At 41.7% G+C, this 26,165-nt stretch carries 24 protein-coding genes and 1 pseudogene; 5 read left to right on the top strand and 20 right to left on the bottom strand.

The window, feature by feature from the left end; all coding sequences use genetic code 11:
- Positions 1-52: 52 nt before the first annotated feature.
- The 18 genes from trmFO to FJR71_RS02270 all read right to left on the bottom strand — a co-directional run bounded on the left by trmFO (position 53) and on the right by FJR71_RS02270 (position 19,355).
- A complete protein-coding gene (gene trmFO, locus FJR71_RS02360; protein WP_048690503.1) occupies positions 53-1,387 on the bottom strand; it encodes a methylenetetrahydrofolate--tRNA-(uracil(54)-C(5))-methyltransferase (FADH(2)-oxidizing) TrmFO in 1,335 nt (444 codons plus the stop codon).
- A 159-nt stretch (positions 1,388-1,546) separates the two neighbouring features.
- Positions 1,547-2,251 carry a DUF3307 domain-containing protein gene (locus FJR71_RS02355; protein ID WP_048690501.1) on the bottom strand — a complete coding sequence of 235 codons (705 nt, stop codon included), beginning with the start codon at positions 2,249-2,251 and terminating at the stop codon, positions 1,547-1,549.
- Positions 2,235-2,912 carry a SatD family protein gene (locus FJR71_RS02350; RefSeq protein WP_048690499.1) on the bottom strand — a complete coding sequence of 226 codons (678 nt, stop codon included), beginning with the start codon at positions 2,910-2,912 and terminating at the stop codon, positions 2,235-2,237. Before FJR71_RS02350 ends, FJR71_RS02355 begins: the two co-directional genes overlap by 17 nt.
- A gap of 107 nt (positions 2,913-3,019) precedes the next feature.
- Positions 3,020-5,107 (bottom strand): type I DNA topoisomerase, encoded by a 2,088-nt coding sequence (gene topA, locus FJR71_RS02345; RefSeq protein WP_125329426.1) that lies wholly within the window; start codon positions 5,105-5,107, stop codon positions 3,020-3,022.
- A gap of 92 nt (positions 5,108-5,199) precedes the next feature.
- On the bottom strand, positions 5,200-6,042 hold the full coding sequence (gene dprA / locus FJR71_RS02340) for a DNA-processing protein DprA (RefSeq protein WP_048690495.1): 843 nt from the start codon (positions 6,040-6,042) through the stop codon (positions 5,200-5,202).
- A gap of 76 nt (positions 6,043-6,118) precedes the next feature.
- Complete coding sequence (locus FJR71_RS02335; RefSeq protein ID WP_048690493.1) at positions 6,119-7,045, bottom strand: ROK family protein; 927 nt, start codon at positions 7,043-7,045, stop codon at positions 6,119-6,121.
- A gap of 11 nt (positions 7,046-7,056) precedes the next feature.
- Complete coding sequence (locus FJR71_RS02330) at positions 7,057-7,827, bottom strand: ribonuclease HII (protein ID WP_048690487.1); 771 nt, start codon at positions 7,825-7,827, stop codon at positions 7,057-7,059.
- Positions 7,814-8,665 carry a ribosome biogenesis GTPase YlqF gene (gene ylqF, locus FJR71_RS02325; protein ID WP_048690485.1) on the bottom strand — a complete coding sequence of 284 codons (852 nt, stop codon included), beginning with the start codon at positions 8,663-8,665 and terminating at the stop codon, positions 7,814-7,816. The genes FJR71_RS02330 and ylqF overlap by 14 nt, the downstream gene beginning before the upstream one ends.
- A 111-nt stretch (positions 8,666-8,776) precedes the next feature.
- Positions 8,777-10,207: a zinc-ribbon domain-containing protein gene (locus FJR71_RS02320; RefSeq protein ID WP_048690483.1), complete on the bottom strand. Its 1,431-nt coding sequence runs from the start codon at positions 10,205-10,207 to the stop codon at positions 8,777-8,779.
- An 18-nt stretch (positions 10,208-10,225) separates the two neighbouring features.
- Positions 10,226-11,053, bottom strand: a complete 828-nt coding sequence (locus tag FJR71_RS02315; protein ID WP_048690481.1) for an ABC transporter permease — start codon at positions 11,051-11,053, stop codon at positions 10,226-10,228.
- Positions 11,043-12,383 (bottom strand): ATP-binding cassette domain-containing protein, encoded by a 1,341-nt coding sequence (locus FJR71_RS02310; protein ID WP_125329427.1) that lies wholly within the window; start codon positions 12,381-12,383, stop codon positions 11,043-11,045. Before FJR71_RS02310 ends, FJR71_RS02315 begins: the two co-directional genes overlap by 11 nt.
- Before the next feature lie 114 nt (positions 12,384-12,497).
- On the bottom strand, positions 12,498-12,836 hold the full coding sequence (locus FJR71_RS02305; protein ID WP_006597242.1) for an ATP cone domain-containing protein: 339 nt from the start codon (positions 12,834-12,836) through the stop codon (positions 12,498-12,500).
- 71 nt (positions 12,837-12,907) lie between these two features.
- Positions 12,908-13,843 (bottom strand): 4-hydroxy-tetrahydrodipicolinate synthase, encoded by a 936-nt coding sequence (dapA, locus tag FJR71_RS02300; protein ID WP_048715961.1) that lies wholly within the window; start codon positions 13,841-13,843, stop codon positions 12,908-12,910.
- A gap of 88 nt (positions 13,844-13,931) precedes the next feature.
- A complete protein-coding gene (locus FJR71_RS02295) occupies positions 13,932-15,008 on the bottom strand; it encodes an aspartate-semialdehyde dehydrogenase (protein ID WP_048690475.1) in 1,077 nt (358 codons plus the stop codon).
- Positions 15,009-15,166: 158 nt separating this feature from the next.
- Entirely contained in the window at positions 15,167-15,721 is a 555-nt protein-coding gene (locus FJR71_RS02290) for a LemA family protein (protein ID WP_048690473.1), read from the bottom strand.
- Positions 15,722-15,723: 2 nt separating this feature from the next.
- Positions 15,724-16,734, bottom strand: coding sequence for a DUF3137 domain-containing protein (locus FJR71_RS02285; RefSeq protein ID WP_125329428.1), 1,011 nt, complete (start codon positions 16,732-16,734; stop codon positions 15,724-15,726).
- A 358-nt stretch (positions 16,735-17,092) separates the two neighbouring features.
- Positions 17,093-17,605 (bottom strand): GNAT family N-acetyltransferase, encoded by a 513-nt coding sequence (locus FJR71_RS02275; RefSeq protein ID WP_140813982.1) that lies wholly within the window; start codon positions 17,603-17,605, stop codon positions 17,093-17,095.
- A 79-nt stretch (positions 17,606-17,684) separates the two neighbouring features.
- A complete protein-coding gene (locus FJR71_RS02270) occupies positions 17,685-19,355 on the bottom strand; it encodes a formate--tetrahydrofolate ligase (protein WP_048690467.1) in 1,671 nt (556 codons plus the stop codon).
- A 267-nt stretch (positions 19,356-19,622) separates the two neighbouring features.
- On the opposite strand from FJR71_RS02270, the gene FJR71_RS02265 reads away from it, so the two are divergent.
- The 5 genes from FJR71_RS02265 to FJR71_RS02245 all read left to right on the top strand — a co-directional run bounded on the left by FJR71_RS02265 (position 19,623) and on the right by FJR71_RS02245 (position 23,754).
- The gene (locus FJR71_RS02265; RefSeq protein WP_140813981.1) at positions 19,623-20,309 is read left to right on the top strand and encodes a phosphopantothenate--cysteine ligase; all 687 of its coding nucleotides are present in this window, start codon (positions 19,623-19,625) and stop codon (positions 20,307-20,309) included.
- 5 nt (positions 20,310-20,314) lie between these two features.
- Positions 20,315-20,854 (top strand): phosphopantothenoylcysteine decarboxylase, encoded by a 540-nt coding sequence (coaC, locus tag FJR71_RS02260; RefSeq protein WP_140813980.1) that lies wholly within the window; start codon positions 20,315-20,317, stop codon positions 20,852-20,854.
- Entirely contained in the window at positions 20,851-21,423 is a 573-nt protein-coding gene (locus FJR71_RS02255) for an ECF transporter S component (protein ID WP_048690457.1), read from the top strand. The genes coaC and FJR71_RS02255 overlap by 4 nt, the downstream gene beginning before the upstream one ends.
- A 155-nt stretch (positions 21,424-21,578) precedes the next feature.
- Positions 21,579-23,297 carry a phospho-sugar mutase gene (locus FJR71_RS02250; RefSeq protein WP_048788992.1) on the top strand — a complete coding sequence of 573 codons (1,719 nt, stop codon included), beginning with the start codon at positions 21,579-21,581 and terminating at the stop codon, positions 23,295-23,297.
- Positions 23,298-23,406: 109 nt separating this feature from the next.
- Complete coding sequence (locus FJR71_RS02245; RefSeq protein ID WP_048715945.1) at positions 23,407-23,754, top strand: DUF6568 family protein; 348 nt, start codon at positions 23,407-23,409, stop codon at positions 23,752-23,754.
- 179 nt (positions 23,755-23,933) lie between these two features.
- Here the strand turns inward: FJR71_RS02245 and mutY are convergent.
- Positions 23,934-25,088: pseudogene (gene mutY / locus FJR71_RS02235) on the bottom strand (A/G-specific adenine glycosylase).
- A gap of 89 nt (positions 25,089-25,177) precedes the next feature.
- Positions 25,178-26,152: a phosphate acetyltransferase gene (gene pta, locus FJR71_RS02230; protein ID WP_140813979.1), complete on the bottom strand. Its 975-nt coding sequence runs from the start codon at positions 26,150-26,152 to the stop codon at positions 25,178-25,180.
- Positions 26,153-26,165: the final 13 nt, after the last annotated feature.

The raw sequence follows: 26,165 nt of genomic DNA, 5'->3' as shown, positions 1-26,165 counted from the left end.
CATTTTTATAAGAAAAAGTCTGGATTTCTCCAAACTTTTTCATTGATTGACTTTATTTTCCAATAAATGTTGCCAAATCTTGCAAGGAACGTTCGGCAATTTTCTCATACCGTTCCTTCTTATCTCGAATGCGTGGGCCTTCCAGTTCCTTGATAATTCCAAAGTTGACATTCATGGGTTGGAAATGCTTGCTGTCGGCATGGGTAATATAGTGAGCGAGACTTCCGATGGCCGTTGTTTCTGGGAAAATCGCTGCTTCTTCTCCTTTAAAAAGACGTGCCGCATTGATCCCAGCCACCAAACCTGAAGCCGCTGACTCGACATAGCCCTCTACTCCTGTCATTTGACCCGCAAAGAAGAGGTTGGCTTGCTTCTTAGAACGGTAAGTCTGTTCAAGCAGATTTGGAGAGTCCATGTAGGAATTACGGTGCATGACGCCGTATCTCACAAATTCCGCATTTTCCAAACCAGGAATCATTTGAAAGACTCGTTTTTGCTCACCCCATTTAAGGTGAGTTTGGAAGCCAACGATATTGTAGAGGCTAGCAGCTGCATTGTCTTGGCGCAATTGGACTACCGCATAAGGGGTCTTAAACTCCCCATCACGAGGTCCTTTGTAGTCATCTGGATACTCGAGACCAACTGGTTTCATAGGACCATAGAGCATGGTTTTGATGCCTCGTTTGGCCATGACTTCAATTGGCATACAACCTTCGAAATACTTTTCTTTTTCAAAAGAGTTGAGCGGGGCTTCTTCCGCATTCACCAAAGCCTCATGGAAGTCCATAAACTCTTGTTTGGTCATGGGACAGTTGAGATAAGCCGCTTCTCCTTTGTCATAACGAGACTTGAGGTAAACCTTATTCATATCGACGGTATTGACATCGATAATAGGAGCTGCTGCATCGTAGAAATAGAAGCCATCGCCACCATTGAGCGCGTGGATCTTTTCCGCCAAGGCATCACTGGTTAGAGGACCCGTTGCGACCACTGTGATCGCGTCTGTCGGCAATTCTGTAATTTCATCGCGAATCACTTCGATGAGCGGGTGTTGAGATACCTTCTCCGTTACCCGACTAGCAAAGCCTTCTCGGTCCACTGCCAATGCTCCACCAGCCGGCACACGAGTCGCTTCTGCAGCTTCAAGGATAACAGAACCTAAACGTCGCATTTCTTCTTTGAGGAGCCCGACAGCATTGGTTAGAGAATCCCCTCGGAGAGAGTTGGAACAGACTAACTCAGCAAAGTTGTCTGTTTTGTGTTGTGGAGTAGATTTGACTCCCCGCATTTCGTAAAGCTTGACCGGAATACCCTGTTGGGCAATCTGATAAGCTGCTTCCGAGCCAGCAAGGCCTGCACCGATAACATTGATATAAGATTGAGACATGACACTAATACCTCTTTGGGTATCCAAACACCCCACTAAGCTGTTAGACACCCACAAATCTTTCTAATTTTCTACTTGGTCCATTATACCAGAAAGCCAAGTAAAAAGACAGGGAGGGTTTTCCTTCCTGTCTTAGACCTAAGTCTGTTATTTGTTTTCTTATAGACACAACCAAGCAGCAAAGAGGGCTGATAGGATACTGAATAAGGACCCGATTAAATAATACTCTGCGAAGGCTGGATTCTCCGAAATTTTATTGTAGCGGGCGATGGACTTTGCTGTAAAGACCAGGCCGATAGAAGCAAATTGGCCGTAGACGAGACAGGCACCGATAATCAACCGCTCTAAGAAGCCAATCATAGAGCCAGCCCCAGTGATGGTATCCATTTTCTCCTCCATCGTCGGCTGATACTTGGAAAAGAGAATTTTAAAGACGATATTGGTCGGTTTTCCCACTAGGAAGACATAAAAGATTAGCTTTAAACTGTCACTAGGCAAATAAGTCGTGCCATTTTTAGCTCCCCAAAGAACTAGGAAACTAATGATAGCGACATGCAAGACTTGATCCAATGCAAAAGTCCATGCTGCTGTTAAATTCAATTGCTTCTGCACCAAAGGTTTTCCGTAATCAATCCCTGCATGAGTCAGCAAAATGGCCAAGCAAATCCACCACAAATCCAGATGGCAGAGGGAAACGACGAATAGAGGCAGAGCTACATACAGAATGTGAAGGCCAAGCACCTTCTTATCATGATCCTTGTGGTCCGCCATCTTTTGACTTTGAAAATAATAATCCGACAACAAATGACAACTTAACAAGAGAAGCAAGTATGGATTTGTTACGATACTAGATAATCCTGTCATAAGCCTCTCCTTTCGCTAAACTTTGAATACTCGCTAGTGCTGCTGCTCGCCCCCGTAAGTAAACACGGATACTACTACTTTTCAGCCGTTTAGAGAGAGCACTCGGGTTGATGGCTAGCGATTGGGCCAAATCCTGCTGGCTAAAATTCTCACTATATACACATCTCTTAAGAAGATCTAGCAGGATTTCTTCCTGACTGCCACGCCAACCTGAACGAATGGCTTCCCCGGAAGCGATGAGGGCATTCACAAAAAAGTCTTGCTTTTCCTTCCCACTTGAAAAATAGATCTGGGTATTGCCGTAGTCATTTTTCTGATGGACCAGATTGATGGCGGCGCGTGCATTCCAATAGGCTGGCCCATCCGCACCGATACTTTGTAAGGGATCAATATCCGTTACAATCTCCCCGAGACCAATCCCGAAACGAAGTTGAGTCGGGGTTAGTTCAGAACGCAGGGTATCGATGATTTGAAAAACCGGAGCATCCACCTTTAAGAGCCCCTGAAACTCATCACCAAGGGTCAAGGTAAAATTGGATGCTATGAATTCTCCAAATAGTTCATTCATTGTTTGAAGCGTTTTTTCTAACTGTTTTTGCAGGTCAAAACGCTCTTGAACCATTTTGGAATCAATGACATCTGCAATTAAAGCAAGATACATAAGCCCACCTCCTTGTGTCTATTATAACGAAAAAAAACAAAAATGTCTATTATAACAGACATTTGTTAAAATTGCCGTTATAATAGACATAGAATCATTCTAAAATCTTATTTCACTTTTTCTTCTTCGTAGTCGCCGTTGCTACATACGACTTGCTTACCACCACCACGAACTTTTTTCTCAACTAGGTAGTGACCACATTTCGGACAGTCACGGCCAATTGGCTTATCCCAAGAGGTGAATTCGCAGTCTGGATAGCGATTGCAGCCATAGAAGAGACGGTTCCGCTTGGTTTTACGCTCGATGATTTGGCCTTGGTGACAGTCTGGACATTCCACACCAATCTCCTTGACGATGGCTTGCGTATGACGGCAATCAGGGAAATTGCTACAAGCGAAGAATTTACCGAATCGACCCAACTTGATAACCATCGGACTTCCACAAACCTCACAGTCAAATCCAGCAGCCTCATCCTTAATTTGGATTTTCTCCATTTCCTCTTCAGCTTTGGCTACTTCTTTTTTAAATGGTTGGTAGAAGGAATCAATGACCTTTTGCCACTGTTCTTTTCCGAGTTCGACATCATCTAGCTTCCCTTCCATCTCTGCGGTAAAGGTAACATTGACGATATCTGGGAAGAATTCAACGATCAGTTTATTGACGATTTCCCCTAATTCGGTTGGCTCGAAGCGTTTTGCTACAAGCTTCACGTAATAGCGTTTTTGAATAGTCTCAATGGTCGGTGCATAGGTTGAAGGACGACCAACACCGTTTTCTTCTAAAGTCTTAATCAAGGTCGCTTCAGAATAACGGGCTGGTGGTTGGGTAAAGTGCTGTTCAGGTTTGCTGTTGACCTGAGTGACGGTGTCCCCTTCTTCCATGTCCGGTAGCATCTTATTTTTGTCCGAATCATTATAGATCGCCAAATAGCCGTCAAATTTCACCTGACTTCCATTTGCTGTATATTGAACCCCATTTTGCCCCAAACGGACATTCATGGTATCAAAAACAGCTGCCGTCATCTGACTAGCCACAAAACGATTCCAGATCAAGGTGTAGAGCTTGAGCTGGTCCTTGTCTAGGTACTTGGCGATTTTCTCAGGCGTATTGTAGACGCTAGAAGGACGAATGGCTTCGTGGGCATCTTGTGCGCCAGAAGCATTCTTAACCCGGCTACCATGCTTAGAATACTTATCTCCAAATCGATCAACGATAAAGCTAGCTGCTTCATTTTGAGCGACTGGACTAATCCGAGTCGAATCCGTACGCATATAAGTGATCAAACCTTGAACACCAGATCCAATATTGATTCCTTCGTACAATTGCTGGGCCACCATCATGGTCTTACGTGTACGGAAGTTAATCTTATTGGCTGCGTCCATCTGCATGGAAGAAGTTGTGTAAGGAAGCGGAGCATTGCGTTTGCGCTCTTTCTTCTCAACCTTTTCAACGATATACTCTTTCCTATCGAGATGCGAAAGTACAGCTTTTACATCCTCCTGGTTTTGAAGTTTTATCTTCTTGCCATTCATTCCATAGAAATTGGCTTGGAATTGCTTAGTCCCCTTTTTAAAGGTTCCATCAATTGTCCAATATTCTTCTGGTTGGAAGGCATTGATTTCCTCTTCCCGGTCAATAATCAATTTAAGCGCAACGGATTGCACCCGACCAGCCGAAAGTCCCTTCTTCACCTTTTTCCATAGAATTGGTGAGATGGAGTACCCAACAATCCGGTCCAAGACACGGCGAGCTTGTTGAGCATCTACCAGATCCATATCAATCTTACGAGGTTCTTGAAAGGCATTTTTTACCGCATCCTTGGTAATTTCATTGAAAACGACGCGGTTCTTATCTTCCTTATCCAACTGAAGAATATGCGCCAAATGCCAAGAAATAGCTTCTCCTTCACGGTCCGGGTCACTTGCGAGAAAGACTTGTTTGGCTTTTTTAGCCTCTTTTTTCAAATCATTAATCAAAGGACCTTTTCCGCGAATATTGATGTACTCTGGTTCGTAATTGTTCTCAAAATCAATAGACATGGTAGATTTTTTCAAGTCACGAATATGACCCACGCTGGCCATGACCTTATAATTTCTACCAAGATACTTTTCAATCGTCTTCGCTTTCGCAGGAGACTCCACGATGACTAAATTCTTTTTAGTTGTTGTGGTTTTCTTTTTTGTTTTAGTAGCCACTTTTTTACCTCTATTTTGTAATAAACCTCATAGAGTGTAAACTATTTTTTTCGGGATGTCAACCGTGAAGTTCTCCTATAGGAAAACTCATTTTAAAATTCAAACTCATCTAGGACATCTTTTCCACTGGTGACCAGCTTTGCACCTTCTTGAATGAGGTGGTGACAGCCATCTGAACGTCCATCCAAGATCGACCCAGGAATAGCAAAGACATCTCGCCCTTCTTCCATAGCACGCTCACAGGTGATCAGACTTCCAGACCGCATCCGCGCTTCCGCCACAATCACTGCTCTAGAAAGCCCAGCAATAATCCGATTACGTTCTGGAAAATGATGTTTTTGCGGACCTTGGCCTGGACCGTATTCTGTTAACACTAAATGGTTCCCACTCATGTACTTCTGCAATTGTTTATTGGATCTAGGATAGAAGACATCTAAGCCAGTCCCAATCACTCCAATTGTCTTTCCTCCATTTCGAATAGCAGCATAATGGGCCGCAGCATCAATTCCCTTGGCTAATCCACTCACCACAATCAATTCATTATTTAACTCGTTAATGATTTTCTCGACAGATTGAATCCCTGTACGGCTACAGGATCGACTCCCTACAACCGCAATCTTAGGATGCTTGAGGAGGTCAATATTTCCTTCATAAAACAACAAAACAGGTGGGTTATGCATCCAGAGAAGTTCTTCAGGATATTCCGGATCCATAATGGAAATCGAATCAAACTCCTTAAACTCTTCTCTCAAGACCTTGTCATCAATCCGGATATACCGTTCCATAAATAGTGTTTGATTGCGACAACCTGCAATTTTTGCCATTAATTCTAAAGAGGGCCACTCCCCATTCATTTCCCAGTAATTGACAATGTTAAAAACCTGTAGATTTGACAGGCCAGCAACCTTTAATTTATAAAGTTCATATTTGTTCATTTTTAAACCTCAATTTCTACTATCTATTTATAATATTCGTAAAAGAAAACAAAAAAAGCTCTAAAAATAGAACTTTTTAATGATTTTCTAAGATATTAAAATGACAAACTGCCCCCAAAAGATTACTTGAGTTGTGGTAACGAGCTGCTTGAATCTCCACTAAAGAAAATCGTTGCTCCCCACTTTCCTCCATCAGGCTTTTATACTGATGGTTAATCTCTTCTAAAAGAAGGGGTTGACTACTAATTCCCCCACCAATCGTCACTTTTTCAAGCCGAACCAAAGACTGAAGGTTATAGATTAGAATCGCAATTTCCCGACAATAAGAAGCAAATAAGTCTTGCAATTCCTCATGATAACCAGCTTCAAGGACTTCAAAAACTTGAACTCCATCTTCTTCAGGCAATTCTATGAGCCGACTAGAATTAGCCACAAAATTGACTGCAGAGCCTAAATTTTGAACCAAACTGGAAATCCCATGTCTCAAAATCTCGGTCTGATATTGCTTTTGTTCAGGAGTCACTTGCTTCTCCCCTAAGCTTGGCCAACGAAGATAATCCTTGAGATTCCAGGTGGAAATTAAGGAACCGTTGGAAGTCAAGGCTAAGCCTACCCCAGTTCCTAACACAAAGGTTGCGCCACAATCACAATCCTGGAGGTTTCCAATTCGTGCTTCTTCCAAGCCTGCAGCATCCCCATCGTTGAGGACGGTCACAGGGACTTGAAAAGTCTTATTTAAACGAGAAGCTAAAGGAATATTCCTTAAATAAGGAATGAGGCCACCTTTGAAGACAAATCCCAGTCGACTATTGATTTCACCCGGACAAGAGATGGCGATCCCAGTGATTCGATTCTGGAACAAGCAAATCACGCGCTCAAGAGCTTCCCAGAATTCCTCAATAGTAGCTGGTGTTGGAACTTTGGAAGAATCACTTACCTGATAGGCTTCATTCACTAAGGCATATTTAATAAAGGTTCCGCCAATGTCAAAGGCTAAGAGCATTTCCTTCCCTCCTAGTCAAGATCCGTCATGGACTTAATGGGTTCGAAGCTTCGGCGATGGATAGGGGTGACCCCATGTTTTTCCAAGCCCTCAAGATGATTGCTTGTCCCGTACCCCGCATTTTGAGCAAAATCATAACCTGGATATTGTTGGTCATAGGCTGCCATCATCTGATCTCGTGTCACCTTCGCCACAATAGAAGCCGCTGCGATAGATAGAGAATTAGCATCTCCTTTGATGATGGATGTCTGAGAAATAGGGAGATCCAATTTCATAGCATCAATCAAGAGGTGTTGAGGTCGAGGGTCCAATTCTTGAATAGCCTCTAGCATGGCTAATTTGGTTGCTTCATAAATATTAACCTGATCAATGACCTGATTATCTTTTATCCCAATCCCGACAGAGAGAGCCTGGTCTAAAACCGCTTGATAAATAGCATAGTGCTTCGATTTTGGAATTTTCTTACTATCGTTTAAACCTGGAATCTTACAATTTTCCGGCAGAATAACGGCTGCTGCGACGACAGGACCTGCCAAAGGGCCTCTCCCTACTTCATCCACACCTGCAATAAGATGAATCCCTCGAGCATAGAGTTCTTTCTCATAGGCTAGCATTTTTTCTAAACGCAAGTCTTCGTCCACTTGTTTTTGGAGTTCGCGTTTTCGTTTGCTGATAGCCGCTTGAACGCCCGCTCGACCATCAAGGATCAACTCTTCAAATAAGGGATGATCCAGCCTATTAATCGTTGCCAAACACTCTTTGATTTCTTTAATCGTTGGCATCCACTTCACCTACACGATCAAGGGTATAGTGACCCAAACGACCATCACGTACATCCTTGACGAACAAGCTGTAAAAGCGATCGTAATCATCTCGGAAGCCTAAGCGTTGAGTCATCTCCATAATGATTTCTGGCGCTTCCTGCTCCAAATCCATTTGTTTATAGCGTTCTTGTAACTCTTTTGGGTAATGGGATTTAAAATACTCAAGACCAAAAATAGTCACCTCATCCATTGGCAATAACTGGTCCTTAATGGCACCCGTTAAAGCTAATTTTAGAGCTACATCTTCATCTTCAAATTTTGGCCAAAGAATCCCTGGGGTATCCAAGATTTCGAGGTCCTTATTGGTTTTCAACCACTGTTGCCCCTTGGTCACTCCTGGTTTATTTCCAACAACCGCAATCTTTTTCCCTGCTAGGCGGTTCATCAGCGTTGATTTACCAGCGTTGGGAATCCCAATAATCATGGTCCGAAGGGTTTCGATTTGAATCCCCCGTTCTTTCTGGCGAGCAATTTTATCGGCCATCAAAGACTTGGCAGCATCTGTAACCTTCTTAACCGTAGATTGCTCTTTGGAGTTGATAGCCAAGGTTTTGATTCCTTGCGACTCAAAATACTCCTGCCATTCTTTTGTAGCGACAGGATCGGCCAAGTCTACCTTGTTCAGAATCATCAACTTAGGCTTGTCACCAACAATTTTTGTTAACATAGGATTTTGACTTGATAGAGGCAAACGAGCGTCCACCAAAATTGTCACAAAATCCACAAATTTAATATTTTCTTGTACTTGTCTTCTAGCTTTGGACATGTGTCCAGGAAACCATTGAATAGTTGCCATGTTCTCCATTCCTTTCCAGTTCAGTCTTTTCTATTATAACATGTTTTATTGAATTCTCAGCGTCAAATGAGAATACAAAAAATGAAGCTACCTAGGTAACTTCATTTTTTTCTATTCCGTCCAATTAATCAACGATTTCAATTGATCGTCCATTGTATAGGTAAAAGTATCTATATTTCTAGTAAAGGAGTTCTTCAAATCATTCTGATCAGAAAAGTTTTGAAAATCATACTTCTTAGAATCTTTTTCAAAAGTCTGAATAGTTTTTCCAGGATTTTCATGAGCATTGTCTTTCCCATGATTTTCAACCTGTTCAATAACTGTAATTTTCGAAATTACAATATAACTTGTTTTTGTTTTACCATAGGAGGTATTGGTAATAGAGTATACATAGATTAGCTGTGGGATTTTGGAATCAAATGTACCTCCCCAGTCAACTCCATCTTTTATTGTCGCAAAAGCCATCCCTTCAAATTTTGGAAGGACTTTGTAATTGCGATCAGCCACATAAGCCTTTGCTGCATCCTCTACATTCTTAGAGATGGCTTCTTGTGTATCCTCATCCACTTTTGACAAGGAAGTCACATAAGCCCCTTCCTCAAAATCAGCCAAAGTGACCTTGTATTTTATACTGTCTTTTCCTTTCTCAACAGTTTGACCGTTTTCTTTCAACGCATTTTTACCACTTTCATTGAGACGAATTTCAATTTCATCTCCAACTGCAATGGGATCATTACTTGAAACTTCTTTTCCATTCAGATAATAATCAAATGGGAAACCATATTTAGCGGTTGCCTTTGCAACAATTTCTACATCTTTTCCTTCAAATTGAGAAGGTTTTGATAAAGTTCCATTTGGAGAAATGCCCTTGATTTTTGGATAAAAACCCTTAAAGGGGTCAACACCTACAAGCGGGATTAGATCTGCCTCCTGAGTTACAGATGTACCAGTAAAGTGAAGGCCAGGTATCATGTTTTCAAGATCACTTTTATCGTAAAGTAATTTAACCGTAATTTTATCGTGGTTGTTTAGGTTCTTTCGCTCTTTTACATCTATCAGCTCATCCCCTTTATAAACGCTAAATTCTACTTTTGAAACTAACTGATCAATATTGTAATTTGAACTCTCCGTTTTGGAGTGATCCGCTTTAAGTTTCTTCTTGATATCCCGGTCTAAATTTTCCTTATTTAAACTAACTGACTTCTCAACAATAAATCCTTCACCATCATTCCCTTTGATTTCCAGCTTTACATAATCCTCTAAATTAATGGTGTCACTGCTTCCACGGTTCAATAGGAAATAACTTGAAACAGCAATGACAGCAAGAAGGACAAAAATCCCTGCTAAAATTCCTCTAATGTTTCTTTTTGGTTTTTTAGGTTCTGGGGCTTGAGTTGGACTTGGCCCTAATTGAACTGTCTTTGGTTGAAAAGCAACAGCTTTTGGTTCAGCTTTGGCAGCTACTTGAACTTTAGCACCACATTTAGAACAAAAGGCATCACCAGCATTGATGGGTGCCTGGCAATTGGTACAGTTTTTCATAAATCATCTCCTTATTTTTTATCGAGCGTCCTTACGGACAGAAGTCAATACTAGGGAAGTTGCGACCATAAATAGAGCTGAAAAAGCAATCAAGACTCCCCAATTTCCAAGAATCGCAAGTAAATCATAAGCATAGGTTCCTACCCCATCTTTTTGATAAACTTGCCAGTCAGTATGACCTTGAGACGGGACCAAATTGTTCATGTTTGCAATCCGAAAGAAGGCCGTTGTTCCCCATCTCGTAATCGTTGCATGTGAGATCCACACTAAAAATGGTATTTTTTCATCCAAAGATTGGAGAAAATTTGAAAACAGCAGTTGAACCATCAATACTAGCGGCATGGCTGTCATCGCTTGGGACGATTTTTTGACAAATGCCGAAATCAATAAGGACAACATATCGGAAGTAAAAATCACCAAGAACAAAGTAACCCCAAAAAGAACTATCTGACTTCCATTTCCTTGAGCATGTGGATAAAGTATAACAATGGTTCCTATCATTAAGACAGCTTCGGCTAAACAAAGAACCAACTCTGTCAATACACGTGCCGCTACATAAGAAGGTAAGGACAAGCCTTTAATTTGGTACTCAAACTTGATGACTTTTCTCTCATTACAAATACTGGTCACTGAGTTAAAGAGACCAATCCAGAGAGCTGCAGAAATAAACATGATCGAAGAAGTTCTGGTAATGTGGTATTTATTAAAAACTTCATTAGCATTAAAAGCGATCGAAATGATGAAAGGAAGGAGAATCGCTTCTGATACAAAAAATAGGGATTTTTTGTTGATGAGGAGTCGAAGGAATTTACTAAAATAAATCGAGACTTGCTTCTTATCCAGCATGGACACCTCTCCTTTCATTTTCAAACCATAGCACATATCGGTCAACAAGAGCTGCATTTTCAGCTCCTGAAATTTTATGGACGATGTCTTCTAAGCTATTAGCCGCAAAGACTTTTAGCGCATTGTCAACAGATCCAAAGTAACAAAGTCTTCCGCATCCTTCCGAACTCTTTCCAACCACCATGACCTTGTCAAAGAGATGACGAATACGATCGGGTGTATGAGTGATAACACATAAGATTTTTCCTTCATCCGTAATCTCTCTCAGTGTGGTCATGACCTCCATGACCATGCTCCCATCAACACCGGAATCCGGCTCATCCATAAAGAGAATCTCAGGGCGTGTGATGTATTCCATTGCTATTGTAAGTTTTTTCTTCTGGCCACCTGAAAGAGAAGAACACTTAGATCCTTTTACCGATTCTAAATCCAACTTTTTCAGAACTGATAGGACTTCTTCTTTTCGAAGTTCAGGATTTTCTGCTAATTCAGATGGGCCATAGAGTTTGGCTGCATCTTCTAAATTCTTATAGACCGTATCTTCCATTCGGTAATGCTCATCCGGAGATTGAGGAGCGAGGGTGATCACCCCTTGTTTCTCCCCATCACTTAATAAATCCACTCCATTAAAATAAGCACTGGTATTTGAATAAACAAGTCCTGTCACTGCTTCCATAAAGGTTGATTTCCCAGCACCAGAACCACCCAGAATAAGTATCATCTCCTTAGGTTTAAATTCTACCTGAATGTCCTTAAGAATGGTTTTACGGTTTAAAAGATTTCCGACTGTTACATCTTGAATAGCAATCGTCAGTGATGAATGAGAAAAGTCCTGGCACTCTCTAGTTGAAACAGATGGTTCTGCAGCTGCTGACTGAAGATCTTGGTAAATGATCTGATTTCCTAGTCTGACAACCAACTGATTTGATAAAACTACACAATCAATCCTAGCAAGCGAGGACAAATCCACCGGAAATGCATCTTTTTCAATGGTCTTCCATTCTAGGGATTGCATTTCTACAATGATGAATTTTGAGCGAAAAACATGGCCGTCAGCATCACAAAGGTGGATAATGGAACGATGATTTAATAGAGCACGTTGATTTTTCTGATAGATCACACCATCCACCTCAATCATCCCAGACAAACAATCAAGAAACCATTGATCATCAAGAAAACGGAAGACAGCAATAGAAGGGGACTGATAATCATCAGCCAGATGCAAATCTGCCTGACTCCCTTGAGATATACCATCAACGCTTAAGCCATCAAAAAGTGGAATAGCAGAGAAATCCCTATTAAGGTAGGTAAAGATGGTTGGATTCTGCATAAATATAGCCCTTTCAAGAAAAATAAATTGCTAGACAGTCAAAACCACCCTATGAAGGGTGGTTAGACTCTATGGTATTTACTCCACGAGTGATTTACTAACTAGTGGTTTAGCTTAGCGAATTTGTTCAAAGTGCAAGTGAACAGCGATGTGATCTCCATAACCACTTCTTTCCAAATCGCGTTGCAAACGATAAGAAATATAGTGTTCTGCAATGGTAATATAACCAGCACCAAGTAAACGGTGCTCAACCATTGATTGGATCATACTGATTGTGGCACGTTCCACTTTCGCTTCTTCCAAATCCATCACAACTTTTTTAGTCACTTGCGCCAAGTTTTGGCGAAGATCATCGGTCAAGACATAGACTGTTTGTGCTGCCTTCAAAACAGCTTGATAGATTTTATCTGGATCAAATTCTACAACTTCACCACTACGTTTAATGACTTCCATCTTATTCTCCTTGATCATCAATATACTTCTATTATCTAAATAAATAGGGGATTTGTCAAGAATCTAAAACATCAATAATCCGGACGAAGAACTCCCGTAATGATTTCTTTGGTCGCGTGGTAATCCCCATCCACTACAACCTTGATGATGCGCTTCGCTTCCTCAGCAGGAGCTGGCACTAATGGCAAACGAGTCGGACCAGCTTCAAAGCCCATATAGTTCAAGACTGCTTTAACAGGAGCTGGGCTTGGATAAGAGAAGAGAGCATTGACTTTCGGGATAAATTGGCGCTGAATGGCCGCCGCTTTTTTAATATCATTATTTTCAATGGCTAGGAACATTTCGTGCATTTCATCCCCATTGGTATGGGAAGCTACTGAAATCACACCATCTGCCCCAAGGTTCATGGCATGGAATGCATCTCCATCCTCTCCCGTATAAATGAGGAACTCCTCTGGCTTGTGCTCGATTAGGTAAGCCATATTGGCAAGGGTTGTACACTCTTTTACCCCGATGATATTTGGATGTTCTGCCAAACGAAGCATGGTTTCTGGTGTCATTTCGACCACCACGCGCCCAGGAATATTATAGATTATGATTGGCAAGTTAGAAGCGTCTGCAATAGCCTTAAAATGCTGGTACATACCTTCTTGAGAAGGTTTGTTGTAATAAGGGACAATCGCTAATCCGGCAGCAAAACCACCAAATTGGTCCACTTCTTTTACAAACTCAATCGAGTCGCGAGTTTCATTGGTCCCGACACCAGCAATCAAAGGAACCCGTCCGTTGACTACCTTTTGGACCGCTGCAAAAAGTTCTAATTCTTCATCGTGCGTTAGAGTTGGACTTTCCGCTGTGGTACCAGCTAAAAGAATCCCATCTGTGTGATGAGCCAAGAGATGTTCGATGAGTGGAGGAATGGCCTCAAAGTTTATCGAACCATCTTCATGGAAGGGAGTGATAAAGGCAGTGATCATTCTACAATTTTTTAAATCTTGATAAGACATACATACTCCTTTTTGAGACAACCATAGGGAAGAGGGACAGCACCAAAAGTTGATAGCTGTCCCCTATACACTTTATTTAGTTAATGAATTATTTCAACTCAAACTTCAACTCAGCTGTTGGGCGCACGAGTCCACGTTCATGAAGGGTTTCTGCAATTTGAACTGAGTTCCAAGCAGCTCCTTTAAGAAGGTTATCAGAAACCACCCACATATGAATACCTTTTTCAGCATCCAAGTCTTTGCGGATACGACCAACAAAGGTGTCACGAGAACCAACCGCATTGATAGCTTGTGGGTATACTTGATGAGCCACATCATCTTCCAGCACTGCACCTGGAAAGGCAGAAATAGCAGCTTTCACTTCTTCAATTGGTGCTACTTCTTTGGTTTCAATGTAGACAGACTCTGAGTGAGCTGACAAGACTGGAATACGTACACAGGTTGCTGAGACAGCGATGCTATCGTCTTCCATGATTTTCTTAGTTTCGTTCGTCATCTTCATTTCTTCATATGTATAGTCATTATCGGTGAAGACGTCGATTTGAGGAAGGGCGTTGAAGGCAATTGGGTAATGTTTCTTATCGCCACCTGATGGCAAGATTTCCGCATGTAAATCACGTGGATCCACTCCATCATTCAATACTTCACGCAATTCACGTTGAGTTTCCAGAATGGCTCCCATACCAGCACCTGAAACAGCTTGATAAGTTGAAACGATGATACGGTCCAAGCCCCATTTTTGACGAACTGGTTCAAGAGCTACCATCATTTGAATCGTTGAACAGTTAGGGCAGGCGATGATCCCGTTATGGGCATCAAGAGCATGAGCGTTTACTTCAGGAACAACCAATGGTACATCTGGATTTTGACGGAAGTATGAAGTGTTATCTACTACGACCGCACCAGCTTTAACAGCATATGGTGCGTATTTTGCTGAAGTTGAACCACCAGCTGAGAAAAGAGCGATATCAACCCCTTCAAAAGCATTTTCAGTTGTTTCTTCAATGGTAACGTCTTGCCCTTTGAATTGCAAGACTTTCCCTGCAGAACGTGCAGACGCAAGGTAACGAATCTTATCGATTGGAAGTGTTGATTCTTCCAACATTTTGATCATTTGAGCACCAACGGCACCTGTAGCACCAACAACAGCAACTGTATATCCCATAATAAAACCTCTTTCGGAATTTTCTAAAAATTTGTGAATTTCATCTATTATACTATTTTTCCCTACAAATGAAAAGTGTATTTTGCACTTATAAAAACAAAATAATCCCGATCTAAGACCGGGATAGTTTCTAGATATCGAATAGCTTTTATTGAAAATTAATGGATTTCATAATCCAAATCATTCAAATCCTTCTTTCCTTGTGTGTCTTCCAATAAAAATGGCACCTGTTGCATCCCTTTGATACCCGCCACTAGTGAAGTTGGGAAGGTTACTATGGCTTGGTTGATTTGGCTAATATTACTATTAACAATGCGTTTAGAAGCTGCCAAATCTTCATTTTCATCTGCAATTTCTTTTTGCAAGGCCAAGAATTGGTTAGAAGATAAGAGATCTGGATAATTCTCACCTACTGCTCGGATTTGTGCCAAAACATCGTTTTGATTGGCAATGACTTGGTTAGATTCTTGGATTGACGCACCTTGACGAAGGGCTACTAATTCGGTAAAGACTTTCTCTTCATGTTTGGCATAGGCCTTAGCCACCTTCAACATTTCAGAAATGGTATCGTAGCGTTTGACAAGAATTATATCAACCGTTCTCTTTGCTTCTTCAATCATGACCTGATAACGATTCAAGCGATTGCTTTCACCGATAAACCACATAACAATGACAAGAGCAAAAACGACAATGGCAATAAATAATCCTAACATAGTTATTCTCCTTTAAATATATTGGTTAATTCATCAATGAGATCAATCTCCCTACAGAGTTTTTGATACTCTGCAGCAATAGAAAGACTTTCGATTGCATCTTTTCTATTCGGTGTTGGGAAAAGGTAGCGGTTAGTATATAAGGAAATATAGAGTGTATCTTGTACTAAATAAACACACATAGCATTTTGAGAAATTTGCTGATCAAACCATTCTAGGATCTTGGGTTTTAAGAATTTTCGAGCAGCCAGTTCATCTGTACAATAGATATTGTAATTTTCATTGTTTTGGATATCTTCTGTTTCAATTTGGACTTCATTAGGTCCAGCACCCGGATAGGCACCTTTTAGTTCTCTTTTTAAAAACAAAGATTTCTTGGTTGGAACAACTCTCAAGTGCCCTGGAAATGAGATAGGAGCTTTTAAAGAAAAAATCTGACCAGCAAAATCTTCAACTTCTTCTCTGACCGTATGAGTTTCCCCACTAGAGTCTCTCTTTGTTCGCGTCTCAATATGATAAGCATAGAGATTGGCTACTACGAGATTCTTTTCATCATGGAAAGACAATTGATGAAAGAGATCAAACTTAGTCGATCTCGGACTAATGACCTGCAGGACATTCATTGGGTAGTCAGCTGTCAGAGTTAGCTCCGCTTGAGGAAAAACTTCTTTCAGGATGGGACAAAGAAAATCTGTAATATAAATCTCTTCATTGGATCGAACCTGATCTCCGAATAAGGCTTTTCGTTTTTTGTATGCTGGTAAATAATAAAACACCACTACAAGAAGAATGATAACAATCGCTGCTCGCCATCTAACAAGTTGGAAGGAGAGAAAAGCTAGAATACCACCAAGAATAGTGGCGTTTCTCCAATGAATATTATTCTTCATTTGTTCCTTCATAATGAGCAACTTAGCCTGATATTGTTCTAATTTTTCCAGTTCACTGATCCGTTGAAACGTTTCTTGTGACCACTTGTTGTTTGGACTGTTTTGATCATACACTATAACCATCTCCTTTCAAACACAAATGAATCCATTTATTTACATCATTATATCACCGGTAGTCATAAGAGGCAAACAAATTTATGTATTTGCTTACAATGAATTTTTACAAAAAAATCCCCTACCAAACGGTAAGGGATCGAGGCATCTTTCGATGAGAACAGCCGGTTCACACAACTGTTCAAGGTCCGCTCCTGCGTTACAATTGAATGTAGACCTCCTCAGCGCAAAAGGCTCCTAAGAGCCAATCGACTCATCGCATAGACTTAGTGTACCATGAACGGCCAAAAAATGTCAAGAGGCTCGTTCTAGACTTCCTTTTAAATAACTTAAAAGAAATTGAGCAAAGCTAAACTCCTTCTAATTTTTACATTAGGGGCTTCATAGGCCCTTCGATAGTCTTTTGCATCCAGACAATATCAAGCCATTGGTCAAATTTATAACCAATTTTAGGAAAATGAGCAACTTTCACATAGCCTCGTTTCTCATGGAGGGCGATACTAGCTGGATTTGGCAGGGCAATGCAAGCTAAGAAACGTAAATAACCACTCGCCTCTAACTCGATCTCTAATGCCTCATACAAACGAGTACCCAGTCCTTGCCCACGATAATCCTGATCTACATAGACAGATACTTCCACCGCCCAATCATATGCTGATTGATCATAATAGGTTGAGGCATAGGCATAAGCAAGGACTTGACCGTCTTCTTCAGCTACTAAATAGGGAAAACGTTGAAGGATCTTTTCGATACGCCCTTCAAATTCCTTTATCGATGGTACATCATATTCAAAAGTGATGGCTGTTTTCTCAACATAAGGGGCATAAATCCTGACAAGTTCAGGAGCATCTTCAAGGGTGACTGGTCTTATCTTCAGCATGGTCTTCTCGCTTTCTATCTCTCTATTATACCCCAAAAGCACAAAAATAGAGGTTGTCCGCCAACCTCTATATATTTTTTTAGAACAAGCCTAAAGCAGTACCATCTTCTGCTACATCCATGTTCAAAGCAGCAGGACGTTTTGGTAATCCCGGCATAGTCATCACTTCACCTGTTAAAGCAACAATGAAGCCTGCACCAGTCTTAGGTACCAATTCGCGAATGGTAATGTCAAAACCAGACGGCGCCCCGAGGAGACTTGGATCATCTGAGAAACTATATTGGGTCTTAGCCATACAAACTGGCAACTTGTCCCAGCCATTTTTCACGATTTGAGCAATCTGAGTTTTGGCTTTCTTCTCAAAGACAACATTGTCAGCCCGGTAAATTTCTTGGGCAATCTTAGTGATCTTTTCTTCAACAGAAAGGTCATTATCATAAAGACGAGTGTAGTTGGCTGGACTTGTTTCAAGTGTCTCCACTACTGTTTCTGCTAGGGCCAATCCTCCATCAGCACCATCAGCCCAAACGCTCGCCAATTCAACAGGAACTTGAATAGAAGCACAGAGTTCTTTCAGAGCTGCAATTTCAGCTTCTGTATCTGTGACAAATTCATTAATAGCCACTACTACAGGAACTCCGAATTTACGCATATTTTCTACGTGGCGCTCCAAGTTCGCAAAACCTGAACGAACAGCTTCTACATTTTCTTCAGAAAGAGCATCTTTGGCAACTCCACCATTCATCTTCAAAGCACGAATCGTTGCGACAATCACCACTGCAGATGGGCTAACAGGAAGATTTGGTGTTTTGATATCCAAGAATTTTTCAGCTCCCAAATCCGCGCCAAAACCTGCTTCTGTCACTACGTAATCGGCTAAACGAAGAGCGGTTGAGGTAGCTAAAACAGAATTACATCCATGAGCAATATTAGCAAAAGGTCCACCATGAACAAAGGCTGGAGTTCCATAGATGGTTTGGACCAAGTTTGGCTTGATCGCATCTTTCAGAATCAAAGCAAGCGCCCCTTCCACTTCCAAATCACGGACATAAACTGGACTACGATCATAGCGGTAACCGATCACAATATTGGCCAAACGACGTTTCAAGTCTTCAATATCTGTCGCCAAGCAAAGGATGGCCATAATCTCAGAAGCAACGGTGATATCAAACCCGTCTTCACGAGGAATCCCATTGAGCGGCCCACCGAGACCGACCGATACGTGACGCAAAGCACGGTCATTCAAGTCCACTACCCGTTTCCAGATAATCCGACGTTGGTCAATGCCTAGCTCATTTCCTTGATGCAAATGATTGTCGATCAAAGCTGAAAGTGCATTATTTGCTGTCGTAATGGCATGCATATCCCCCGTGAAATGAAGGTTGATATCCTCCATTGGGAGTACTTGAGCATAGCCTCCCCCAGCTGCACCACCTTTAATCCCCATAACAGGACCTAAAGAAGGTTCGCGAATGGCAATCATGGTTTGTTTTCCAATTTTATTTAATGCATCTGCCAAACCAATGGTGATGGTAGACTTCCCTTCTCCAGCTGGAGTCGGGTTAATCGCTGTTACCAAGATGAGTTTTCCTGGTTCTTCCTTCTGAACGGCTTGGATCTTGTCAAAAGTTAATTTTGCCTTGTACTTTCCATAGAGTTCCAAGTCATCAAATTGAATGCCCAATTTCTCTACTACATCTGTGATTGGTTTCAATTCAATACTTTGTGCAATCTCGATATCTGTCTTCATCTGAATCTCCTCACTATTTTATAATCCTATTATACAGAAATTTTGCGAGGATATATATTTTAAATGTCAAACTTTTTCCATTCGTTCGGATTTTGCCTTTAAAATGGACCTTATCAGCCTTCATTCTAATTTCTTATACCCTTCTATATGAAATAACTATGAGTCCCTTCATCGTCTACTCTACCGCCTTTGCATCCCCTTGACCAACAATCGTATGTGCCGTATTCCTGGCTTTACTAAAATATAAAATTCTTGTAAAATAAGCCTATGAATATTTTGATTACTTCCGGTGGGACGAGTGAAAAGATCGATCAGGTTCGTTCGATTACCAACCATTCCACTGGTCAACTTGGAAAAATTATTTCCGAACGATTTTTAGAGGCAGGATTTTCTGTGACTCTGGTGACAACTCAAACTGCGGTTCAGCCTAAAGAACATCCTCGTTTAAGAAAGATATTTATCAAAAATGTCGCTGAACTTCAAACCGTCCTTGAAAAAGAAACTCCAACTCACCATGTGCTCATCCATGCGATGGCTGTCTCTGACTACAGCCCCGTTTATATGTCAGGCTTTCAGGCTGTCAAAGAAGCTAGCAATTTAGAGCAATTTCTTCATCAAACCAACCAGGAATCGAAAATTTCTTCAGAGGAAGATTACCAAGTTCTCTTTTTAAAGAAAAATCCTAAGTTGATTTCCTTAGTAAAAACATGGAATCCAGACATTCGCTTGATCGGCTTTAAACTGCTGGTTGGTGTAGCACAGGATCAACTCCTAGCCGTTGCTCGTGCAAGTCTCGAAAAAAATCAGGCAGAAATGATTGTTGCCAATGACTTAAGCGAAATTCAAAACGGAAAACATCGAGCTTACTTAGTTACGAAAGATGCTACTCAAATAGCCGAAACGAAATTGGATATTGCTCAAAAAATTTACCATCACATTAGAAACAAAGGATAAAACCTATGGCGAATATACTACTGGCTGTAACTGGGAGCATTTCTGCCTACAAGGCAGCAGACCTCACCAGTCAATTGACCAAGCTCGGTCACCAGGTAAAGGTTCTGATGACTCCTGCAGCTACAGCTTTTATTACCCCTCTAACACTTCAGGTCCTCTCCAAACAAGCTGTCCTGGTAGAGGTCATGACAGAAGACGATCCAAAACAAATCCAACATATTGACTTGGGGAAAGAGGCCGATCTTTTTCTAGTCGCACCTGCTAGTGCCAATATCATTGCAAAATTAGCCCACGGCTTTGCAGATAATATCGTAACAAGCACTGCTTTGGCCCTCCCGTCTGAGGTGAAGAAATTCCTAGCACCCGCTATGAATACCAAGATGTTGGACCACCCCGCTACACAAAACAATCTTGAAACTCTAAAAAGCTACGGCTACCAAATCATCCCACCGCGCGAAGCTTTACTAGCTTGTGGCGATCAGGGATCTGGCGCTTTAGCTTCCATCGAAACCATTCTAACTACTATACAGGAGTCGCTCTCATGAGAAAATCTTCTTCATCCATTGCACAAATTTCTATTTTCTTCGCTATCATGGTGACCATCCATTTTACATCAACCATGATCTTTCAATTCTTCCCCTTTCTAATTCCACCGACTTTCGTCCATATCCCAGTGGTCATTGCCTCCATTCTTTATGGACCTCGTATTGGTGGAACCTTGGGACTCTTGATGGGACTCTTTAGCCTCACCATCAACACCATCGTTCAGCTACCAAGTAGTTATTTATTCAGTCCCTTTGTTGAAAAAGGAAACCTTTACTCTCTGATCATCGTTCTGGTTCCCCGTATCCTCATCGGGATCACCCCTTACTTTGTGTACAAGTTGATCCATAATAAATCTGGACTGGCAATCGCTGCCGCGGTTGGATCTTTCACCAACACTTTCTTTGTGCTTTCAGGAATTTTCATCTTCTTTTCAAAAAATTATCCAGGTGGTATCCAAGCCTTCCTCGGTGCTGTTTTAACCACCAACTCATTGATTGAGGTCCTTGCGACAGTCATTCTGACTCTAGCAATCATCCCACCTCTCTCAAAAGTTAAGAATTCATTATAAGGCATTTTCGTTTATCACACTTTTCAAATGAAGGTGTGATTTTTTTGTGGACACTCAGCATATAAATTTGAAAACAATTGCTATTGAATCTAGTTTTTTCAGAAAAAAAATGCTATAATGTAAGCGATTAATTTATAGAAATAAGGAGTTGCACTATGACTTATCAAGAAAACTTCCAAAAATGGGCTGATTTCGCTGACCTACCAGATTACCTTCGTCGTGATTTGGAAAACATGGATGAAAAAACGAAGGAAGATGCCTTCTACACAAACCTTGAATTCGGTACTGCTGGTATGCGCGGATTGATTGGTGCTGGGACTAACCGTATTAACATCTACGTTGTTCGTCAAGCAACTGAAGGTTTGGCTCGTTTGATCGAATCTAAAGGTGGAAATGAAAAAGAACGTGGTGTAGCCATCGCCTACGATAGCCGTCACTTCTCTCCAGAGTTTGCTTTTGAATCAGCAGCCGTTCTTGCTAAACACGGTATTAAATCCTATGTCTTTGAAAGTCTCCGTCCAACTCCAGAGCTTTCATTTGCAGTTCGTCACCTCAACTGTTTTGCAGGGATCATGATTACAGCTAGCCACAACCCTGCTCCGTTTAACGGTTACAAGGTATACGGTGAAGATGGTGGCCAAATGCCTCCACACGACGCGGACGCATTGACAACTTATATCCGTGCCATTGACAATCCTTTCGCTGTAGAAGTTGCGGATGTAGAAGCTGAAAAAGCATCTGGTTTGATTGAAGTCATCGGTGAAGCTATTGATGCTGAATACCTCAAAGAAGTCAAAGATGTTAACATCAACCCTGCTTTAATTGAAGAATTCGGTAAAGACATGAAGATTGTCTACACTCCACTTCATGGTACTGGTGAAATGTTGGCTCGTCGTGCTCTTGCTCAAGCAGGATTTGACTCTGTTCAGGTCGTTGAGGCTCAAGCAACTCCAGACCCAGACTTCTCAACTGTAAAATCACCAAACCCAGAAAGCCAAGCAGCCTTTGCACTTGCTGAAGAACTTGGTCGCCAAGTAGGCGCTGATGTTCTTGTCGCAACTGACCCTGACGCTGACCGTGTTGGTGTTGAAGTTCTTCAAAAAGACGGAAGCTACCTCAACCTTTCAGGTAACCAAATCGGGGCTATCATGGCTAAGTACATCTTGGAAGCTCACAAAAATGCTGGCACCCTTCCAGAAAATGCAGCCCTCTGCAAATCTATCGTATCAACTGACTTGGTAACGAAGATTGCTGAAAGCTACGGCGCAACTATGTTCAACGTCTTGACTGGTTTCAAATTCATCGCTGAAAAGATTCAAGAATTCGAAGAAAAACACAATCACACTTACATGATGGGATTTGAAGAAAGCTTCGGTTACTTGATCAAACCATTCGTACGTGATAAAGATGCGATTCAAGCTGTCCTTGTCGTTGCTGAGCTTGCTGCTTACTACCGCTCTCGTGGTTTGACTCTTGCAGATGGTATTGAAGAAATCTACAAAGAGTACGGCTACTATGCTGAAAAGACAATCTCTGTTACTCTTTCTGGTGTTGACGGAGCTGAGCAAATCAAAGCAATCATGGCTAAATTCCGTGAAAACGGTCCAAAAGAATTTAACGCAACAGCAGTTTCAATCACTGAAGACTTCAAAGCACAAACATCTACTGCTGCTGATGGCACTGTAACAACCTTGACAACTCCTCCAAGTGATGTATTGAAATACACACTTGCGGATGGTTCTTGGATTGCCGTTCGCCCTTCTGGCACAGAACCAAAAATCAAATTCTACATTGCCGTTGTTGGTGAAAGCAACGAAGATTCTCAAGCTAAAATTGCTAACATCGAAGCTGAAATCAATGCCTTTGTAAAATAAGCAACCACAAAAGATGAGATCAACCAATCTCATCTTTTTTTCGTATCAAAATACAGCATTTTTTCGCCCTTTATGGCATACTAGATTTATAAGAAAGCGAGGTAATCTCATGGAACAATTTTTAGAAGATATTAAAGATCTTGAAGTAACCACTGTTGCGCGTGCGCAAGAAGCCATCGACCAAAAAGAAACAGCAACCTTCTTTATTGGACGCAAGACTTGCCCATATTGCCGAAAGTTCGCTGCTAAATTAGCAACTGTAGTAGCCGAAACTAAAGCTCATATCTACTTCATTAATAGTGAAGAACCAAGTCAACTGGATGCTTTGCAAGTCTTCCGCTCTACCTATGGCATTCCAACTGTTCCTGGATTTTTACATGTCGAAGCCGGTGAAGTTACCGTTCGCTGCGACTCATCCATGTCAGAAGAAGAAATCAAAGCATTCGCTCATCTATAAAAAATTGAGGCTGGGACAAAAGTCCTAGCCTCTCAATTGTTTTTGGATTGTCGAGCAAGACGCAGTGGTTGAGTGGGCTCTACTACGCTGATTTCATCTGCTTTTAAAGCCCTACTCAACTGTGCGGAGGTGGGACGACGAAATCGAATTCTAACGAATTACCGATTTCTGTCCCACTCTCAATTTTCATTTTCTGTAAAAGTCGTCCAAATCTTTTGCTGGGGTTTGGCAAAAGGATAGGCCGAAAATTCTTCTGGTTGCAACCAAACAGTCGATTCACTGGTTGCTTGTTCTCCTTCTTTTACCAATCCGTACCGGATTTGAACCTGCCACTTGCGATGCGAAAAGACATGCTGGACCAAGGGATAAGTTCTCTCTTGCCAATCAATGACCAAGTCATAGTCCTGTTCAAAGGAGAGAATCTCTAGATTGCCCTCTGCTTGTTCTTTCTCATCCAGCAGAGACAATTGGCCAAGGTTCTCAGATAGACTATCCACTTCAATCAAGGGAAAATGCCAGAAGCCTGACAAGAGTCCTTCTCGCTCATTTTTTTCCAGCAGATAGCGCCCTTGACTATCCTTGACAATAAAGGCTGTTAAATAAACGGGTACTGGTTTCTTCTTTGGAGCCTTGATGGGATAGCGATCCATGGTCCCATGCTGATAGGCCGCGCTAAACTCTTTTACAGGACTCTCTTCCGGACGTGGATTGACTGGGGATTCAATATCTGAGCCCAAATCCATCAAAGCCTGATTGAAATCACCAGGACGCTCTGGATCGATCAAGACTTCCATCATGGCTTGAAAAATCTTGCGATTAGTCGGGATTCCGATATCTTAGTCTACCTCAAACAAACGAGCTAAAACCCGCATGACATTGCCATCCACTGCTGGCTTTGGCAAGCTAAAGGCAATACTAGCAATGGCACCAGCTGTATAAGGTCCAATTCCCTTGAGTTTAGAGATAGCCTCATAGCTTGATGGGAAAACACCCCCATGGACCTCCATGATTTGCTGAGCAGCTTTCTGCATGTTGCGGACCCGTGAGTAATAGCCCAAGCCTTCCCAAGCTTTTAAGAGCTTTTCTTCTGGAGCCTGAGCCAGATCCGCAATCGTCGGAAACCAATCTAAAAAACGCTCATAATAAGGAATAACCGTATCAACACGTGTCTGCTGGAGCATAATCTCTGAGATCCATATTTTATAAGGATCTTGCGTCCGTCTCCAGGGGAGATCCCGTTTATTGGCATCGTACCAGGCTAATAACTTTTCTCGGAAAGAGGCAATTTTTTCCTCCTCCCACATATTAATCCCATAGTCTTTTAAATCCATCATATTCCTAGTATACCATAGAATGGGTTCTAGTTTAGAGATTCTGACTCTACAATAAAAGCCTAGGAAACTCCTAAGCCTTTCAATCATTCTTATTGTTCCACAGCTTGAGCTGCTGTGATCAAGGTCAATTTGTAAACGTCATCTGCATTACATCCGCGAGAAAGGTCGTTAACTGGTTTGTTCAACCCTTGCAAAACTGGACCTACTGCGGCAAAGCCACCAAGACGTTCTGCCATCTTGTACCCAATGTTTCCTGCTTCAATACCTGGGAAGATAAAGACATTGGCTTGTCCTGCCACCTTGCTTCCTGGAGCTTTCAATGCTGCTGTTTCTGGTACAAAAGCAGCGTCAAATTGCAATTCTCCATCAATTTCTAGATCTGGACGAAGTTCATGAGCGATTTTTGTTGCCTCAACAACTTTATCAACACTTTCACCGAAACCAGAACCTTTAGTTGAATAGCTCAACATGGCGATTTTCGGATCGATGCCAAACATCTTGGCTGTGATAGCAGAGTTGATGGCAATTTCTGCCAATCCTTCAGCATCCGGACTGATGTTAATCGCACAGTCTCCAAACAAGTAACGTTCAGATCCACGAACCATGAGGAAGGCACCTGAGGTGCGTTTGACATTCGGACGAGTTTTGATAATTTGAAGTGCTGGACGAACGGTTGCAGCTGTTGAGTGAATCGCACCTGAAACCATACCATCAACGATTCCCAGATGTACCAGCATAACACCAAAGTAGTTGACATCGTCTTGCAAAATTTGACGCGCTTCTTCTTCTGTCATTTTACCCTTCCGACGTTCTACCAAGGAAGCTACCATCTCATCAAAGCCTGCGTAAGAATGCGGGTCGATAACTTCATATCCTTCTAAAACTCCTTCAATTTCAAGGTAAATACGAATTTTATCTGGATTACCAAGCAAGACAGGTGTAACATCTGTTTCTTTTACAATCCGTTTTGCTGCTTGCAGAATACGAGGCTCTTCCCCTTCTGGTAACACAATACGAGCATTCATACCAACGAGGTTGGCTTTGAGGCTTTCAAAAACTTCCATGAGTTTCTCCTTT

Source organism: Streptococcus xiaochunlingii (assembly GCF_006385805.1).
In the GTDB taxonomy this organism is placed as follows: domain Bacteria; phylum Bacillota; class Bacilli; order Lactobacillales; family Streptococcaceae; genus Streptococcus; species Streptococcus xiaochunlingii.
This window is presented reverse-complemented; position numbering and strand designations above follow the sequence as displayed.